General features: G+C 41.0%; 14 protein-coding genes and 1 tRNA gene. 8 read left to right on the top strand and 7 right to left on the bottom strand.

What is annotated here, in order from left to right; translation table 11 throughout:
* Positions 1 to 27: 27 nt before the first annotated feature.
* Positions 28 to 948, bottom strand: a complete 921-nt coding sequence (locus tag OHT75_RS13940) for a chemotaxis protein CheV (protein ID WP_264727588.1) — start codon at positions 946 to 948, stop codon at positions 28 to 30.
* A 323-nt stretch (positions 949 to 1,271) separates the two neighbouring features.
* Here OHT75_RS13940 and flgA point away from each other — a divergent pair, with 323 nt between their 5' ends.
* The 3 genes from flgA (at position 1,272) to OHT75_RS13925 (ending at position 2,941) form a co-directional block, all read left to right on the top strand.
* Entirely contained in the window at positions 1,272 to 1,979 is a 708-nt protein-coding gene (flgA, locus tag OHT75_RS13935) for a flagellar basal body P-ring formation chaperone FlgA (RefSeq protein ID WP_264727586.1), read from the top strand.
* A 71-nt stretch (positions 1,980 to 2,050) separates the two neighbouring features.
* Positions 2,051 to 2,380 (top strand): flagellar biosynthesis anti-sigma factor FlgM, encoded by a 330-nt coding sequence (gene flgM / locus OHT75_RS13930; protein ID WP_264727584.1) that lies wholly within the window; start codon positions 2,051 to 2,053, stop codon positions 2,378 to 2,380.
* Positions 2,381 to 2,515: 135 nt separating this feature from the next.
* A complete protein-coding gene (locus tag OHT75_RS13925) occupies positions 2,516 to 2,941 on the top strand; it encodes a flagella synthesis protein FlgN (RefSeq protein ID WP_264727582.1) in 426 nt (141 codons plus the stop codon).
* Positions 2,942 to 3,160: 219 nt separating this feature from the next.
* Here OHT75_RS13925 and OHT75_RS13920 read toward each other — a convergent pair whose 3' ends face one another.
* The 4 genes from OHT75_RS13920 to OHT75_RS13905 all read right to left on the bottom strand — a co-directional run bounded on the left by OHT75_RS13920 (position 3,161) and on the right by OHT75_RS13905 (position 5,789).
* A complete protein-coding gene (locus OHT75_RS13920; protein ID WP_264727580.1) occupies positions 3,161 to 3,721 on the bottom strand; it encodes a chalcone isomerase family protein in 561 nt (186 codons plus the stop codon).
* 52 nt (positions 3,722 to 3,773) lie between these two features.
* A complete protein-coding gene (locus tag OHT75_RS13915) occupies positions 3,774 to 4,253 on the bottom strand; it encodes a DUF2947 domain-containing protein (protein WP_264727578.1) in 480 nt (159 codons plus the stop codon).
* Positions 4,254 to 4,352: 99 nt separating this feature from the next.
* Positions 4,353 to 4,428: transfer RNA gene (locus OHT75_RS13910), tRNA-Arg, on the bottom strand.
* A 158-nt stretch (positions 4,429 to 4,586) separates the two neighbouring features.
* Positions 4,587 to 5,789 (bottom strand): flagellar assembly protein FlgT, encoded by a 1,203-nt coding sequence (locus OHT75_RS13905; protein ID WP_406682025.1) that lies wholly within the window; start codon positions 5,787 to 5,789, stop codon positions 4,587 to 4,589.
* A 253-nt stretch (positions 5,790 to 6,042) separates the two neighbouring features.
* On the opposite strand from OHT75_RS13905, the gene OHT75_RS13900 reads away from it, so the two are divergent.
* Both OHT75_RS13900 and OHT75_RS13895 read left to right on the top strand, forming a co-directional pair.
* Entirely contained in the window at positions 6,043 to 6,753 is a 711-nt protein-coding gene (locus OHT75_RS13900; protein ID WP_264727576.1) for a FlgO family outer membrane protein, read from the top strand.
* Positions 6,750 to 7,202: an LPP20 family lipoprotein gene (locus OHT75_RS13895; RefSeq protein ID WP_264727574.1), complete on the top strand. Its 453-nt coding sequence runs from the start codon at positions 6,750 to 6,752 to the stop codon at positions 7,200 to 7,202. Before OHT75_RS13900 ends, OHT75_RS13895 begins: the two co-directional genes overlap by 4 nt.
* Positions 7,203 to 7,293: 91 nt before the next feature.
* Here OHT75_RS13895 and OHT75_RS13890 read toward each other — a convergent pair whose 3' ends face one another.
* Both OHT75_RS13890 and OHT75_RS13885 read right to left on the bottom strand, forming a co-directional pair.
* Positions 7,294 to 8,220 carry a DUF6268 family outer membrane beta-barrel protein gene (locus OHT75_RS13890; RefSeq protein ID WP_264727572.1) on the bottom strand — a complete coding sequence of 309 codons (927 nt, stop codon included), beginning with the start codon at positions 8,218 to 8,220 and terminating at the stop codon, positions 7,294 to 7,296.
* A 129-nt stretch (positions 8,221 to 8,349) separates the two neighbouring features.
* Complete coding sequence (locus tag OHT75_RS13885) at positions 8,350 to 8,988, bottom strand: TetR/AcrR family transcriptional regulator (protein ID WP_264727570.1); 639 nt, start codon at positions 8,986 to 8,988, stop codon at positions 8,350 to 8,352.
* A gap of 200 nt (positions 8,989 to 9,188) precedes the next feature.
* On the opposite strand from OHT75_RS13885, the gene OHT75_RS13880 reads away from it, so the two are divergent.
* The 3 genes from OHT75_RS13880 (at position 9,189) to OHT75_RS13870 (ending at position 15,777) form a co-directional block, all read left to right on the top strand.
* Positions 9,189 to 10,319, top strand: a complete 1,131-nt coding sequence (locus tag OHT75_RS13880) for an efflux RND transporter periplasmic adaptor subunit (RefSeq protein WP_264727568.1) — start codon at positions 9,189 to 9,191, stop codon at positions 10,317 to 10,319.
* Positions 10,316 to 13,387, top strand: coding sequence for an efflux RND transporter permease subunit (locus OHT75_RS13875; RefSeq protein WP_264727566.1), 3,072 nt, complete (start codon positions 10,316 to 10,318; stop codon positions 13,385 to 13,387). The genes OHT75_RS13880 and OHT75_RS13875 overlap by 4 nt, the downstream gene beginning before the upstream one ends.
* Positions 13,388 to 13,770: 383 nt before the next feature.
* Positions 13,771 to 15,777: a methyl-accepting chemotaxis protein gene (locus tag OHT75_RS13870; protein WP_264727564.1), complete on the top strand. Its 2,007-nt coding sequence runs from the start codon at positions 13,771 to 13,773 to the stop codon at positions 15,775 to 15,777.
* Positions 15,778 to 15,914 lie beyond the last annotated feature (137 nt).

Here is a 15,914-nt window from a genome sequence, read left to right as displayed (position 1 = left end):
TTATCTACTGCGAACAATAGACGATGATTATAAACTTAAATGTTTGTTAACTGCAGCGGCTAATTCATCTGGATTAAATTTTGCAATAAAATCATTCGCGCCAACTTTTTGTACCATCGCCTGATTAAACACCCCACTTAATGAAGTGTGCAGCACGACTTTAATGTTTTTCAGTTTTGGATCATCTCTAATTTCAGCAGTCAGGGTATACCCGTCCATTTCTGGCATTTCAATATCTGAAATAATCAAAGGGATCTCTAAAGAAACATCATCCATCTCTTTGGCAATACTCTTGAGTTTGTCCAATGCTTCTCGACCATCTTTTGCGGTATCTATTTGCAACTTAAGTGATTCGAGAGAGCGGATAATCTGCTTACGAGCAACCGCAGAGTCATCAATCACCATGATGTGGTAATGCTGTTCTCTATCAATGGTTAATTGATTATTGACCTCTTCACTGATTGCCGTTTTAACGGGAGATATTTCATCAAGAATTTTCTCAACATCTAAAATCTCAACCAGTTCACCTTCTATTTCCGTAACTGCAGTTAAATATGAATAACGACCCGCGCCCTGAGGCGGAGGCATAATAGCTGCCCAATTCATATTAATAATTCGCTCAACCGAGCTGACTAAGAACCCCTGCACACTGCGGTTGTATTCAGAAATAATAATGAAGCAATTTTCGGTTGATGTTAATGGTCTACCACCTGTTGCAGCACTTAAATCAATAACAGAAATAGTCGCGCCACGAATATGTGCCACGCCTTTTACAAACGGGTTCAATTTAGGCAAAGTCGTTAACGGTGGGCACTGAAGTACTTCTTTCACTTTAAAAACATTGATACCAAAACGTTGACGCCCATTAAGCTTAAATAACAGTAACTCTAATCGGTTTTGACCAACTAATTGAGTTCGTTTGTTGACGGATTCCATGATACTCGACATAACACTGCCTTTTTTTATTAAAATATCCGAATAACTAGATACTAGCTTGTTTTGCTTCAAAACATAAATTGAAACGGGATATCTTGTCGGAATATGAAAATGTTAAATTATCACCCGCAAGTAAACTGAACCAATTAATGCACTTTATTATGCGACTACTTTATGTAGGCATAAATTTTGCTTATTCTTACTTGTAAATCATATATCAAGAATAATCTACTAAAGCAGTCAATCTATTGTCACTACAGCTTAGCAACTTATTCATCATTTCTGGTAAAATTAAGTATAGGTGCAATCTAGCAAAACACGCTAGTATCTCCACTATGAAAGTATATTTTTTGTGTTTTTTCTATTTATTGTTCAATTCATTAGCAGTTTTTGCTAATGAAGAAGCTAGCGTACCTTCCTTATCGACCATTAGCCAATTGGCTGAAGAGGTCGTCAGAAAAAAAATTCAATTAGAACCCAATGCTAAGTTACTCATTACGCCACAAAATTTAGAAGGCAGACTGACTCCGCCTCGCTGTTTTACACCGATAACAGCTGAATTAGCCAGCGAGCGCGAAATTGGACGAAACAATACTGTAAAAATTGGCTGCAACAGTCCAGACTATGATTATCCTTGGCAAATTTATTTATCCGTTCGCGTCGAAGTCATGTTTCCTGTGGTAGTGAGTAATGAAATAATCTCACCTGATACCCTGCTCTCTGAATCCCAATTGCGAATCGAGTATATAGACCAGTACAGCCTTCGAGGGCAATTCTATGCCGATATTAATGACGTTTTAGGCAGTAAAACCAAACGAAGAATTAATAAGGGTACACCCATATTGAACAGCCACTTATGCTTTGTTTGTAAAGGTGACGCAGTATCAATCTACGCCAATAGTCAAAATTTACAGATAAAGACATTAGGTGAAGCAATGCGTGATGGCAATATAGGCGAGTCAATTAGAGTCAAGAATGCTAACTCAAACAGAGAATTAGAGGCCACAGTGATTGGCGTTGGCGAAGTAGAAGTTAGAATGTAAAATAAGCTAAAGTTTCTTCCCGCAGTGCCGATAGCCTGTTTGGAAAACCAAAATTAACGCTGGAGCCTACCATGGCAATTGACATTAACAAACTGAAAACAGCTACGCCTACGCCAGTTTCTGCGCGTGAAGCAAAAACCACAAATAATGCAGCTAAAGCCGCTCCACAGGCCACAACTGCAAACGTAAAAACAGATTCAGTAAGCATTACACCGCAAGCACAAGAGTTACAAAGTGCCCAGGTAAAAATGGCAAGCTTACCTGAAATAGATCAAAAGAAAGTGGCTGAAATAAAACAAGCCATCTCTGAAGGTCGCTACAAAGTTGACCCAGAAAAACTTGCTGCCAACATTGCAAACTTTGAAGCAGAACTGAGTGGACTGAAGTTCAAAGAAGAATAGCTAACTTTATTAAGGCAATGGCTTACAAAGACAGTTTTGCTTTAGTCTATTCTTCTAAACCGAGTAACATGAGAATTCGGCACCTATTGGTGTTATAGACAGGTATTTCCAAAGCAAAATAATCTGAGTATCAGTATGACAGCACTTTCAACGTTACTTTCACATCAGCACGGCATTCTTACGTCGCTGAAATCATTAATCTCTGCAGAAAAACAAGCATTACAAGATCAAGATGCCGACAAGTTATTGAAACTTGCCCAAGAGAAACAACAATGCCTCATTGCATTAAAAACAAATGATGAATCTTTGGCAAATCATCCTGAACATGCATTGCTAACAACTGAGCCTGAATTAGTTGAAAAAGTCACAGCCGCAAAAGCAATTTTAGCTGACTGCAAAAATATCAATCAGCAAAATGCCAGTTTAATTGAATTAAATCTAGCAACCTTGAATAGATTCTCACAGGCACTGCAAGCTAGCCGTAATTCATCCAGCTTAACCTATAATGACAAAGGTAAAACCTCAACGATTTCTACCCTTGGAAATGATTTTAAAGCTTAAGTTTTGATGCAAAATTAACAATGTTTGCCTTTAAAAATACCAAAGATTATCAAGGCGAATCTCAGCCCTTTGCAACTTAACATTTTGACGTATATAAGCATGGTTAAAAGTGCTAGAAAAACTTGAAAATGATTGCAGCAAAGATGTGATAAATTATTCAAGATTTAAACTGAATACAGAAATGACGCGAGCGCATCATTTCTGTTATCGAATAAGGCATTAATGCCCTAAAAGACTTTGTTTCAAACTATCCTGTGCGGGTTCATCACCTAACCAAATTTTTATCAAAGCCTGGCGAAATAACTCACCTTTCACTTCACCTTGGGGCTTGTCGTTCTTGAAACTGGTGACACCACCGTCCTTCGTTAAGACAAACGTAAATTGATCACCTTGCTTAATTTCAGCATTGAATAATCCCATAAACTGGCTGATTTCAGCTTTTAAAGTCGAAATATCAGCATTGGTTGCAGAATAAAATCCATCATTAATGGCATCAATCATTTTATCTGAGGTGATCATGCCCGACGTAATATTCAAGCGAATTACCGCAACTGATTGCTCAAGCACAGTTGCTAAACTATCCTGACTGGTTGGTAAATATAAGCTACCAACATATAAATCCATAAAAAACTTACTTCGAACACCAGCACCATTTAATACAAGATCTTGCGACTGAATCGTTATTGTCTCTTGAACATCTACACCCGAAACGATTTTTGCATGTAAAAAAGGACTGACTAACAAAGATGCGGTTAAGGTTAAAACAGATAATATTTTCATGTTAATGATTCTTTAAAAAGGGGAAAAGAAAAATCTAAAACCATCCAATAAATTAACCACGTATGCCTAATTTATACTGGCCATTTTGCTCGAACATCAAAGCTTGTTTATGATTAGGTGAAATCAATAATGGGCCATCATCAAAAAACAGAAAACACTTCCAATTACGTACAAAGACATCCCAACGGGTTTCAATCACTTGGTATTTTTCATAGCAAAAATACACTTTTGCATCATCAGGCCATTGAATATGCTCAATCACAGCTTCTGGTAACGAATTATCATTTGAGTCCCAAGCAGATTGCCAGTGCTCGGTTGCACTCCACGCATCTTGCTTAGCAGGCCAATCACCTTTCGCAAATTGCTCTGCACGACTGCTTTTGTTACTAATCCATTTATTCCACACTTCCATGGCACTTTTATCAGACAAAGGCATGATCAATGCTTTGTCCTCTTCACTCACGGGTAAATCTTTATGGTTAAAAATCCATTTACGTTTGTAGGACTCAAAAGGAATGTAGGTATGAGACAAGAAGCACTCCAGCTATAAAAACACAGAGTGAGATTATAACGTTAAAAAGAAAAGAACGGTACGTGCTGATGAATAGAAATGGGTATGAGTAGTAAAAACTGGTCTCCCCACAGGGACTCGAACCCCGATCGGCCGCTTAGGAGGCGGCTGCTCTATCCTGTTGAGCTATAGAGAGACCGTTCAATTATACTGTTTTTTGCCTTGATGAAAAGGGCTTATTGAGGTTTAAAACTGTTTAGATTTAATTGGTTAATAAACAAACGCCGCAGCATAATGACAACTGGCTTTAACCAACTAATCAACTCAACATTGAGTGATAAAGCATTAAAATGACTACAACTTAATGGCTATATCATGTACCTGGATATTATCTGCAGCATCAATATCTTCAATCATTGCAGTAGCAGTATCTTCACTCACTTGGTCGATAGTTATTTCAGCGCGATTTTTAGTCACCAATGCGCGCATGTTATTCAGGCGGTCTGGCATATTTTTTTGTAAAACTATTTGAAATTTATCGCCTAATTTAACCCCGTTTTTACGGCCTAAATTGATAATGATACGGTCACCCTGTCTTGCAATAATTTGCCCTAATAAAGGACGGCAATTCAGGGTGTTATCTAATGTCATAATACTTTGTTGCAGTTGCTGGTTAATTGCAGCGCCATAGGAGGAAGACCAAAAACGTTGACTATTAGGTACCACGGTTTCTTGACGTTCAAACTCCCACGGAGCATTGGTAGCAAAAGATTCATTCCAAACTACTTCACCACTTATTCCGTGATACAGGGTTAACTCAAAACTAAACTGCCTTAAAGGTATATCATCCACAAACCCTAGAAAACTGGTGGTGTAAGGCGCAGTAGACATGTCAATCACTTTGGTTTTTAGTATGTACTGACTATCGGTAATTTCACCTAACCAACTTGGAATACCATAACCTTTAAAGTTAACAAGTTCATTTGTGTCGTCTAAACGCTCATTCGCATGCACTCTTGCAAAACTGGTCACCGACTGACTATTTATCAACTTACCAAATTGAAAAGTTAGCGCTTGATTGAAACCAGATAGATGACCATGGTTAAGCTGGCTTCTATCGGCCACTTCGATTTGCGGCAGTAAAATAGCCGCTTTTAACGATTGGGCTTTACATTGGTCGGTTTGACTTGTGTCATCAACATAAAGTGACAACATCACTGTGAGTGTATCACCATTAACCATTTCACTTAGCAGCTCGATATTATTGGCAGCCCCCATCCGCTGCATCGAAAAGGTATCTTGCGTTAACGCCCCTTGACTAATTTGCTGCTGACTTGAAAAGTTAACCCCAGCTCGCAAACTGGCATAGTTTAGCGCTTGATTAATGGCATCTTCACGGGCTTTCTCCATATTACCATTAACGATTTTAGCTGTGCCTGTCACTTCGACTTGCTCTGCAATTCCATTAAGGCTGATAAAAACAGGTAACAGCATGAAGACTCGCGCCCAGTTAAGCCAAGTTTGTGTGCTATTTTGATTTTTAAATGCATGAAACATAATTCACCCTGCGTCAGATATCTGTCGTCTGTTTTGAAAATTCACCATTTTACGGTGATTACATCGTTATATAATCTACAATCAAGCAATAACTATGCCTAAACGCTGAGTCAAGCACGTGTGCTTTTTTACATGAATCAAGCCAAAGAATGAAAGTCGTCGCATAATCATTGTAAAGAAAATCACTGCAATGCCGATAAAAGGTTATCAATCGAATTACATTGCTTTTTGAACTAAAGCGAAGGAATAACTCATGCAGCAAAAGTTCTCTATTCTCGCGCTGATGCTAACCACAATGGGTCTTGCTGGATGCAGTAACGCAGTCAATCAAGCGCAAAACTTGAACTATGTTCAAGATGGAAAGCGCATTGGCTATCAAGACCAAAATGACATGTACCAAGAAAAACTGGTTTATGATATTCACGCTTCAGGTTTAGCCCCAAAAGGCCAAATCAATGTTTGGGCCGAAAAATTAGTTAATGAACTGGTATTGCAAAATGATGCATTAAGACCAGATCAACCCTTGCTGATAACGACGCCTGTTATGAGTGACGATTTTAATCAAACCAACGAATTAGCCTTTCAGTTGCAACAAAGCTTACAAGCGGCTTTTCATGCCCATGAATTTAACTTAGTTGATTTGAATGTGGCGAATGCGCTTCGTGCAACGGATCACGGTGAACTGATTTTAAGTCGCAATTGGGAGCTACTGCCAACAGATTTACCCGTATCACATGTGCTGGTTTCAACGCTCAGTTTGACCAATGAAGGCGTTAGTTTTAATGGCCGTGTGGTAAATGTGACTAATAATCGAGTGGTTTCTGCGGTGCAATCATTCGTTGCAGGTCAAAGCTTATCTGGTTACGTATTGCCAGCCAACAAAGTACAAACCCGTGGCGGCATTATCTACCGTACAGAAAATACACAAGAAAGTCGCTATACCGTTTTAGGAGATGAGCAATGAAAAATATAATGCAATTCATCGCATTAAGCTTATTCATAATGGGATGTTCCAGTAATGACAAATACGTGCAATGGGAAACTGAGCCTCCGAGTCATTTTCCTAAAATTACTGCCGTAGGCTATGCACCTTTAGCCACTCAACCAAGCGATATTCAATCACATAAAATGCTGATGGCGATGCAAGCCTCTAAGGTGGCGGCATATCGTGAATTAGCTGAACAGGTTTATGGACAAAAGATTGATGCGGTTAGCAATGTGAGTGAGTGGCTACTGACTAATGACAGTGTTAAGTCATCCGTCAGCGGCATTATTCGCGGTGCTAAAGTCGTTAAAACCTATCCTTCTGGCGACTTCTATGTCACTGAGCTTGAGCTAGATTTCAAACAGGTTTGGCATTTGTATGAACAGCAAAATCGTTCAAAACGGATTAAAGATGTCACTTACTTTTAGATGATGAACCTACAAAAACGCCGCGAACTATCGCGGCGTTTTTGTCTATGTGCGGAATATTATGAAACTTACCACACATTGACAATCAACATTAGAAGTTTACTTTAAACGCAAGTGCTGCTGCGGCTTGATTACTGAGATCTTCGCTAAGTTCGGGATTGCTGAGCTCGATGTCGCCACTAAAGTAATAGCCCGCATAGGCATTTAAGCTGACACTTTCGCTGATTTTCCATCCCGCGCGCAAAAAGCTTACCCACTCTTCAATCTTGATGGCTTTATCGTCATTTTCAATTAAAAAGCTCTCGGTGCGACGAGAACTACCGACACCAAAATTCCAATTTTGCGATAACTCATAAGTTAACTCTAACCCCGCAGGACCGCTAAATCCAGCTTGGAAAGGGTTAGCAAGTACCCACTTGTCAGTAATTTGCCAGCGAACCGCTAAATAAGGCACGGTGCGAACTTCAGTAATATCATTCAAATACGCGACACCGACGCCCAGCATATTACCCGATTCAAAACGGTACATCCCCGATGCAACCACGCCGTAGCTTTCTGCATTTGATGAGGAAGCCGTATTAGCATAGGCATATTGCAGTTTGGGGGCAAATAAGAAGGTCCATTGGTTGTCAGGACGGTAAATCAGCGATAAACCCGCACTGTATTGATCTATAGACGACCAAGGAACATTACTGTTTCTAAGTGGACTTTGTTGGTTAACTCGCCAACCATAATCAAGATTGTCGTAACCAATATTAGCACCAATCATCCATTGCTTATTCAAAGGCATCGCGGCAGAAAGCTTGGTAAACCAAACATCTCGTTTGAGCTCATTACCATTGTCCCCCACATCGGCGGATTGCGTTGTGGTGCGGGCAACACTCAACTCAAAAGGTGAGCGTTTACTCGCCTGTACATCCAAGCTACTAAAGCCAACCAAAGCAACAATTATTGGCACAAACTGAGCTTTAGATAGCAGATTACGTTGTTGAGGGCATGGATAAAAAGCGCTAGTCATTAATGGCGTCCTTTCAGCTTGACTGATAATGGTTACTTGTTGATTAATCAATACGTCATACTACATAAACTAGTTCATTATTATGCATTTTTATTGAAAGTGGCGTTTAATTTAACAAAATGTCACAAACTATACTTGATGTGCCCTTAAGAACATCAGGGCTGTCTCTTTCAAATAGGCCTGTCTTTTAGGCAGAATATCTGCCGTCGATAAGCCTAACTCTAAACGCATTCGCAGCTCACCAAACAACATCAAGCTCAACCTCACGGCACTGTCATGTGGATTTTCAAAATAATACTTACCGTGCTGATTAACTTTAACTAAATACTCTTTTACTAAGTTAAGAATATGTTTAGGGCCTGCATTATAAAATAATTCAGACACCTCGGGATGAGTGTCTGACTGAGCCACACAGGTCGTAAACACCCTAATCGCCTCTTCAGAAACGATCATTTCGCCAAATTGTTGCGCAAATACCGTCAGTACTAATTCTGGCTGTGTGGCATCGACTAACAAGTTTTCAGTCAGTTGATGGACCACACATTTTGATTCTATTGATGCGACAAAAAGATCGTCTTTGGAGCCGAAATGGGAATAAACCGTTTGCTTAGATACCTCAGCATGCTTGGCGACCTCATCCATACTGGTATTGGAAAAACCTTGCTGGCAAAAAAGTTCAATAGCCGCATGAAGGATCTGCACACGTTTTTGTTCACTTTTAGATAATGTCGCATCCAAATTTATGGCAAGTCCATGGTCATCTGTCATCTTTTACTCGTATTGTTTTTACTTACATTCAACATTTAATACTATTTAATCACAAAATAGACTAGACAGTCCAGTTTCACCTAATTAGACTAGACAGTCTAGTTTAACATTAACATTACATAGCCAGATAACGATTCTTTGCTATGAATGAATAAGTTGTTTGCATTACGTATAAATGACTATCCTGTTGGGGTACAAAAATGGAATATCAATCGATCGGCCAAGTGCGATTATTAATGTTAGGCTTACTCAGCCTAATGGTAGTCAGCGGTTGTGGATCAGAAGTTAAGCCGCACTCTGAATCGGTTAGCTACCAAACCGTAGCCACCGCAACGCTGATACCATCAGAATATTATCAGCACAAACAAACCTATACCGGTACTATCCGCTCAGCGAATACCACAGGTATTGGATTTGAATTAGCTGGTAAGTTAAATGGCATTCAAGTTGATAGCGGCGACAGTGTTACCTTTGGACAAACTTTAGCATCGTTAGATACCGATCTTTTACAGGCAGAAAAACAGCAGCTTGAAGCAAGTTTGCAGCAAACAAAAGCAGACTTAGATTTAGCCGAAAACACATTAAAACGCACCCTCAGCCTAAAAGATAAAAACTACGTTTCAGAGCAGCAGCTAGACGAAACGAAACAACAGGTCACAGGATTAATTGCCAATCGCCAACGGCTCAATGCCAGTTTATATGCCACAAACTTAAAGCTTGAAAAGTCAATATTAGTCGCACCTTTTAATGGCAAAATCAGTAAACGTCACCATAATTTAGGGGAAGTGATTGGCTTAGGCAGTCCGGTTTTTACCTTGATCGGTAATAATCAACAGCTTGCCTATATTGGTGTGCCTATCCAAGTTGCATCCAACTTAAAAAACAATCAACAGGTGCCGATCCGTATCGGAGATAAAATCCTAAATGGCAGAATTGCCGGGATCAGCGCCGAAGTTGATGCTATCACTCGCACAGTACAGTTAAGAATAAGCCTGCCCACTGATGCTAACGTCTTAAATGGTGAAATTGCCTACCTTGAATACCAACAAAATATTCCGGTTGCTGGATATTGGGTGCCAATTTCCGCTTTAACCGACGGCATAAGGGGATTGTGGAATGTTTACGTATTAGATAAACAAACCGATTCTCTGACTGCAAATCACTACAGTATACAACGCCGAGATGTTGAAATTATTTATACAAATCAGGATAAAGCCTACATTAAAGGGGCGTTAAGCCGTGATGACACAATTATCGTAGAGGGATTACATAAATTGGTAGTCGGGCAAGTTGTCACGCCTGCGACCACCGCGGTAGCGGGGGCGATATGATTAAAGCATTTTTAGAAAACGGCCGCCTAACCAGTTTATTTATCGCGCTGTTAATTGTCGCTGGATTTGGGGCAATTTCGAGTTTACCGCGCACGGAAGATCCTCACATTACCAATCGTTTTGCATCAGTAATTACTCATTACCCAGGCGCTTCGGCTGAAAGAGTAGAAGCACTAGTGACCGAAGTGTTAGAAACACAACTACGTCGACTAGAAGAGATAAAACTGGTTCAATCGACTTCTCGCCCGGGAATATCGGTTATTCAGCTCGAACTAAAAGACACCATCACAGAAACTGAGCCAGTTTGGTCTAGAGCACGTGATTTAGTGGCCGATGGTAAGCCTTTGCTACCCGCTCAAGCGCAAAATAGCACACTAGATGATCAAGTTGGCTATGCCAGCACAGCGATACTAGGGGTGGTATGGGCAGATGATTCGCCAGTAAGAAGTGATATTTTAAATCGTTACGCCAAGGAATTACAAAACCGGATAAGACTATTATCAGGCACGGATTTTGCCAAACTTTACGGCGCGCCAGAAGAAGAAATTCTCGTTGAGCTTGATGGCAATAAAATCAGTCAGCTGAAACTGACCCCAGGTGTCATTGCACAAATCTTAACCAACGCTGACAGTAAAATTTCTGCCGGTGAAATCAATAACCAGCAATTTCGCGCGTTAGTTGAAGTGTCTGGCGAGCTTGACTCACAAAGTCGGATTCGACGTGTGCCGTTGAAAGTAGATGAATACGGACAAATTATTCGCCTAGGAGATGTGGCCACCATCAGCCGCCAACCTAAAACACCGGCTAGCAGTATTGCACTCATTAACAGCCAACAAGGCATATTAATTGGCGCGACCATGCTAAACAGTAATCGGGTTGATATATGGCAGCATCAAATAGAACAAACGATAGCCACCTTCTCACAAAACTTGCCCGCCAACATCAAAGTGCAATGGCTATTTGATCAGCAGGGTTACACCAGTGTCCGTCTTGGGGATTTAGTCATTAACTTGCTGCAAGGCTTCGTGATTATTGTCCTTGTTTTAATGCTGACCTTAGGTCTGCGTAATGCATTAATCGTCGCGCTATCACTTCCCCTTACCGCCCTATTCACTTTAGCCTGTATGAAATACACGGGTTTACCCATTCATCAAATGTCGGTAACTGGATTAGTAGTGGCATTGGGTATTATGGTGGATAATGCCATTGTGATTGTTGACGCCATTGCCCAGCGCCGCCAACAAGGCATGGGTAAATTAGAAGCGGTATCTAAAACCTTGCACCATCTATGGCTGCCCCTTGCAGGCTCAACCATTACAACCATGTTAGCCTTTGCGCCAATTGTATTAATGCCTGGGGCTGCGGGGGAATTTGTGGGCGGCATTGCAATTTCAGTGATGTTTGCGCTATTAGGCTCTTATATTATTTCCCATACTCTTATTGCAGGGCTTGCTGGCCGCTTTAGTCGAAGTGAGCAAGCGACCGCCTGGTATCAACAAGGGATGGCTTTTCCTAAAATAGGTAAAGCCTTTAAAACCAGTTTAGCGTTTGCCCTTAAACGGCCATTATTAACGGCGATAGTTGTGGGCATTTTGCCTATGAGTGGCTTTATGGTGGCAGGTAAAATGACAGAGCAATTTTTCCCGCCATCAGACAGGGATATGTTTCAAATTGAAGTACATTTGGCCTCGCAGGTGAGCATTGAAAATACGCGCCAACAGGTTGCATTGATAGATCAAAAGCTGCAAAAGCTTGCAGAAATCAGCGAGGTCACTTGGGTTATTGGCGGAAATACGCCTTCATTTTATTACAATCTAACCCAACGTCAGCAAGGGGCAACCAACTATGCTCAGGCGATGGTGAAAGTGACTGACTTTGAAACCGCAAACAAGCTTATTCCCCAGTTACAACAATCGCTGGATATTGAATTTCCACAAGCGCAAATTCTGGTCAGAAAACTGGAACAAGGGCCTCCCTTTAATGCGCCTGTCGAATTGCTCATTTACGGAGCCAATCTAGACACATTGAAGGAAATTGGCGATCAAGTCCGCGCACTATTAATTGCCACTCCCGATGTGATCCATACCAGAGCAACGCTTTCCCCTGGGGCGCCTAAGCTATGGTTACAAGTGAATGAAGACGCCAGTCTAATGAGCGGCTTAAGCTTGACCGATATCGCTAATCAGGTACAAATGGCGACAACCGGCATTATTGGTGGCAGTATTTTAGAACAAACTGAGTCATTGCCTATTCGTGTGCGTTTAGGTGATAACACCCGCGAACAAGCCACAAGGTTAGCAGAACTTAACCTAGTGTCACCCACTGGCACTGGCATTCCGTTATCTGCATTATCGTATAATCAAGTCAGCGTCAGCCGCGGTGAGATCCCCCGTCGTAATGGTCAACGGGTGAATACTATTGAGGCGTATATCACCAGTGGCGTATTGCCATCTCAGGTGCTTAATGATGTGAAATCAAAACTCAGCAACATTGCATTACCCTCTGGATACCATATTGAAGTTGGCGGTGAAAGCGCTAAACGTAATGAGGCCGTCGGTAATCTGATGTCTAACTTAGTGGTAGTTATCACCCTATTACTGGCGACAGTGGTGTTGTCATTCAACTCATTCCGCCTTACCGGCATTATTCTATTCAGCGCTGTACAGTCTGCCGGATTGGGGTTACTAGCGGTATTCGTGTTTGGCTACCCTTTTGGTTTTACTGTGATAATTGGTTTATTAGGGTTAATGGGACTGGCCATTAATGCCGCCATTGTAATTCTGGCTGAACTTGAGGACTTGCCCGAGACAAAACAAGGCAATATGGCATTAATTGTCGATACGGTTAGCAGTTGTGGCCGCCATATTGGCTCAACCACCATCACCACAATCGGCGGCTTTTTACCCTTGATTATTGCAGGCGGAGGATTTTGGCCTCCCTTTGCAATCGCCATTGCAGGCGGCACATTATTAACGACTATGCTGTCTTTAGTTTGGGTACCTGTGATGTATCATTTAATGATGAAACCGAAAAAACAGTCGCTGCAACAAGAGATAATACCCGTTTAATTTCAAACAGCTGATTTGATAACAAGAGTGATTTGGCAACATATCACTCTTTTTTATTGCGCTAACTTCCCACGACTTCAATTCAATCTGATGGCGGGATTTTCTCCACCTTGACGATAAAAACCAAACTCTCCTATCTCAAAACCACTTCAACAGTTAACTGTATTTAATTCCACTTTCGACAAAGAAGATTTTGTCGTGTAAATCCCGCTTATTATCCGTATTCATTTCAAGTTTGTTAGTCAGCCGGACAATGTTCGCAGTTTCAATCACATTTATTCATTTTTCACCCAGTTTCGGGTTAACTAACGTGATTTGAGTCAAGGCCTTAACGTCGGGTTTGCTATAAATTAACCCTACAATAACTATCTGGAAATATTGTCATGAATTATAAAAATTGGCCGATTGCAAAACAGATCGGCTCACTTGCCTTACTGTCATCCATTGCCATTTTTGTTGCGATGTCTTTATTTTCATATCAATCGGCCTCTTACTCGTTAAATAACAAAGCGGTTCAAGCTATTGGCTCACAAATGCACAGTAATGCAGAGCTGATTGAATTGCAGTACAACAGCATGCTCACCCTCGCTAGAAGAAATGCAGATATCCTTCGGACACTCTACCCGAGCACGTTTTATTTAGGCGGCAGAAACGTAAAAGTGCTCAGTGTCAGTTCACCGTCACTCAAACATGGTAATGAGCAAATTAACGCATCTCGCAGTAAAGTCGACCGATTTTCAAAACTCACTGGTGGGGTGGCAACCATTTTTGTGCGCGATAAGGATGACTTTACCCGTATTTCAACATCATTAAAAAAAGCCGACGGTAAACGCGCAATTGGCACAAATCTGGGTACCACACACCCAGGATACACAAAAATCATCAATGGTGAAGAATACGAAGGCTATGCCAAATTATTTGGCCGTGACTATATGACCATTTATCGTCCGATCAAAGATCAAAGTGACAAAGTCATTGGTATTTTATTCGTTGGTTTTGATATCACTCAATCTGTTCAGCAAATTCAACAAACCATGAAAGAAATGACCCTAGAGGAGTCTGGCTCCTATGTCATTATTCGCAACTCAGACAAACAAATCATTGCTCACCCTAAATTATCAGCAGATGCTCCCTTTGATGCAGCCTTGCTTGATGGATTAACCATTGAACAAGCCCTAAAAGATGAGCAAAGCTGGTTTTATACCTCACTCAATAATGAAGATATGTTTTCTTATTCTGTTGCCATTAAAGGCTGGAATTGGACCTTAGTGGGATTTGTGCCGCAACAGGAATTGAATAATGAAAGCGTGACGATGTTGCAGCAAAATCTACTGATTGCGGTGATAGGTATTGTACTGATTTTCATATTGTTAAGTACGTTAATCACCCGCGCAGTTAAGCCATTACAGTTATTACAAACCAAAATAGCCAAACTCGGTGAAGGTGACTTATCACAAACATTTACGGCTTGCGATGCACACAGTGCAAATGAAGTGGATCAAATTACCATCAGTGTCACACAAATGGCCACCAACCTTGCAGGGCTGATTAAATCATTACAAGAGTCGGTATTAAGCTTAGAAAATCACGCACATTTAAGCCAACAAACGGCAACAGATAATGGTAATGAAGCTAAATCATTACTCAATCAAACAGAGCAAATCGCTACCGCAATTGAAGAAATGTCAGCTTCAATTAAAGATGTTGCCCAAAACTCTGGTCAAGGCGCAATTCAAGCTCAAGAAATTGATAAAGCCTCAAACGAGGGCCATACCCAATTGACGCAAGTGGTAAATGATCTGCAATCACTCAGCGATCAACTCACTCAAACCCAACAAAATATTGAAGGGGTAAGTGATGAAAGCCAGGCGATAAGTCAGGTCACAGAGGTAATTAATGGAATTGCCGAGCAAACTAACCTACTGGCATTAAATGCCGCCATTGAGGCTGCAAGAGCAGGAGAACAAGGAAGAGGCTTTGCCGTTGTTGCCGATGAAGTGCGATCATTAGCACAACGCACCCAGCAATCGATTAGCGAGATCAGTATTACTATCAATAAATTACAGCAACAGGTCAAATTGACTGCAGCACAAATGAACCAGTGCCAGCAATTGGGTATTAAGTCTGCTGAGCAAGGCAATGATGCCAACACTCAGCTTAGCCAAATCAACACTAATATCGCTGAAATGGCCATGTTCTCATCCAGTATTGCCAGTGCAACCAAACAGCAAACCACTGTAGCGGATGAAGTGTCGAACAGCTTACATGCGATTTCGTCTTTGGCACAATACAGCGAACAAAGGGCCATTAAAGCGGTTGACGATGCCGATGTATTGACCCAATTAGCCGGTAATATTAAACAGCAAATTGAGGTATTCAAAGTCGATTAATGTTGTTGTAAATTAATCGTCGATGTTTAAATCAGGTTTGAACAACAACTGACCATCACCATAAAAATGGCTTGAGGCATTATGCTTCAGGCCATTTTTGTTTGCATGACCCCTTTGAACTTAATGACTAAGTTACA

It is taken from the genome of Shewanella subflava, from assembly GCF_025971955.1.
Taxonomy (GTDB): Bacteria; Pseudomonadota; Gammaproteobacteria; order Enterobacterales; family Shewanellaceae; genus Shewanella; species Shewanella subflava.
Note: the sequence above shows the minus strand (reverse complement) of the source record. Positions and strands in the feature narration are given on the sequence as shown.